Source organism: Streptomyces sp. WELS2, from assembly GCF_013870595.1.
GTDB lineage: Bacteria > Actinomycetota > Actinomycetes > Streptomycetales > Streptomycetaceae > Streptomyces.
In genome coordinates this window covers 1-2,291 of sequence record NZ_JACBWZ010000919.1, presented here as the reverse complement: position 1 = coordinate 2,291, position 2,291 = coordinate 1, and the positions used below count along the sequence as shown (strand labels likewise).

Genomic DNA, 2,291 nt, shown 5'->3' with positions numbered 1-2,291 from the left:
GCGCCTCATCGCTGGTCCACTGCGCGTAGAAGAAGAGGCCGGCGCCGTCCAGGGAGAGGAAGGCGTGCTGCGCCAGCCGTCCGGGGGGCGCCGGTGCCGCCGCCCACTCGTGGAGCAGGGCGCCGGCGGCCGTGCGGGACCGCTCGGCGGTTCCGGTGAGCCATTCGCTCATCAACGTCGTGCCGGCCGAAGGGTGCCGGAGATCCCGGAAACGTGTCATGAACCGTGACTGTGTTACCTCGAGTGCCCTTGAGGTCAAGGTCGGGTTCCGTGGGCCCCTTCGGTGGTCCTCTTCCCGCGCGGATGCCCCCGAGAGGAACCGCGCGCGGTCGACGACGGCCCGGTCGATCTCGCCGGTCGCCACGAGGTGGCCGGAGTCGTCGACGGCGCGGACCGGGAAGGTGAGGCGCCGGCCGTCCACCGGCGGCGGCTCGGCGCTCACCCGCACCCGCGCCCCCACGCGGGAGGCGCGCAGGTGCTTGACACGGATCTCGGTCCCCACGGTTGTCTGGCCGGCCCGGGTGAACGGCGCGGCGGCCCGCACGGTCGCCGCCTCCAGCCACGCGATCAGGCGCGGGGTGGACAGTACCGGCACATCGCCGCTGCCCATCACGGCGGCGGTGTCGGTATCGGTCACCTCGTGATGCGTGACACCACGTTATCGCCGCGCGGACGCGTGCGGGCCGCCTCCCCCCTGGTGGCGGGAGCCGAGGAGATCACCCCACGAGAAAAGACGGCCTGTAAGAGGCAAACCCCGGCCGCATCACTCGGCTAACATGATCGAACTCATGACGAGCGCACCCAACGCCCGTCATTTCATCGGAAAACTGCACTAACCAGCGCGAAAATTCGCCAAATAGACAACAACTAACAAATCGGCCAGAGAATTGATACCTATACCAACACGGGTAGTTACCCGGATAAAGGGCGGAACCGAGGTCCCCCTGTGGCGCCGACCACGGGTGATCCTCTGGGCCGTCGCAGCTGTGACGACTCTGGGTTTCCTGGTCGCACTGGAGATCACCGCACGGCACTACGGCCTGCGGGGACCGCTCACCACCGAGGCGCGAGAGCTCGTCTATCCGCCCAAGTCGGGATTCCTGCTGTACGCCAGCATGGGCCTGATGATGGTGGTCCTCACCTGGCGGCAACGGCTCATCGCCGCCGGTGCCGCGGTCGGCATCGACGTCGTCTTCCTGCTGGTGCGATGGGCGTCAGGCTTCCACTACGACTTCGACGAGGGCCACCCCTTCGGCAACGGCGCGCTGTGGGTGCTCCTGGGCTCCGCGGTCATCGCCGTCACGCGCCGCACGGGACAGGAGCGTGCCCTCTTGTTGAAGGGCGTCGGACTGGGCATGCTGCTCATGGCCGGCCGCAAGACCGGCGACACCTGGCTGCTCATCACGTCGAAGGCCCGGCCCACCGTGCTCGATCAGTACGTGGCGACCGCCGACCACGCGCTGGGCAACCCGTCGTGGCTGGTCGGCCGCCTGGTGAACGCCAGCGGCCCGGTCGGCACGCACCTGCTCGACTACGTCTACGCGCAGCTCGCGGTGGCCGCGGTCGTCGTCGCGCTGTACCAGCTGCGCAACGTGGCGAGCGAGCGCGGCTTCCCGCGCCACCACCTGGTGCGCACCTTCCTGGTGATCGGTCTGCTCGGCCCGGGCATCTACATGATCTTCCCCGTGGTCGGACCGATCTTCGCCTACGGTCCGGGCGCCTCCGGCACCGGCGGTCTGGAGTGGGCGGCGGCCAACCTGTGGCCGCACACACCGACACCGGTCACCACACCGCACCCGATGCTGTACGACGGGATCACCCCCCGCAACTGCATGCCCAGCCTGCACACGGCCTGGGCCACCGCCATTTTCATCCACTCCCGCAAGGGTCCGCGAATCCTGCGGTACGGAGGCGCGTTCTGGCTCGTCGCCACGCTCGCCGCGACCCTGGGATTCGGCTACCACTACGGAGCCGACATCGTGGCCGGAGTGGTGTTCACGCTCACGATCGAGGCCGCGCTGCGCTCGCAGGCACGCGGCTGGGACCGGTCCGGGACCCGGCTGGTCGCCCACGGCACGGCGGTCTTCGTGGCGCTCCTGCTGGCGTACCGCTATCTGCCCCTGGAGATGGCCCGGCTTCCCTGGCTGTTCGGTCCGCTCGTCATCCTGGCGATGCTCTCGGTGCTCTACGGCTATCTGCGGACCACCTCGCGGTGGGAACCGAAGCCCGTGCCGGCGCCCCGGCCGGAGCCGCAGCCCGAACCGGTGTGAGCCATGGCGCGGCACCGGATG

General features: G+C 69.4%; 2 protein-coding genes. One reads left to right on the top strand and one right to left on the bottom strand.

Annotated elements, in window-relative coordinates; all coding sequences use genetic code 11:
- Positions 1 to 637, bottom strand: a 637-nt coding sequence (locus H5J33_RS31760; protein ID WP_309485533.1) for a thioesterase family protein, incomplete at its 3' end; no start/stop codon positions are given.
- Positions 638 to 944: 307 nt separating this feature from the next.
- On the opposite strand from H5J33_RS31760, the gene H5J33_RS31755 reads away from it, so the two are divergent.
- Positions 945 to 2,270, top strand: a complete 1,326-nt coding sequence (locus H5J33_RS31755; protein WP_258565547.1) for a phosphatase PAP2 family protein — start codon at positions 945 to 947, stop codon at positions 2,268 to 2,270.
- Positions 2,271 to 2,291: the final 21 nt, after the last annotated feature.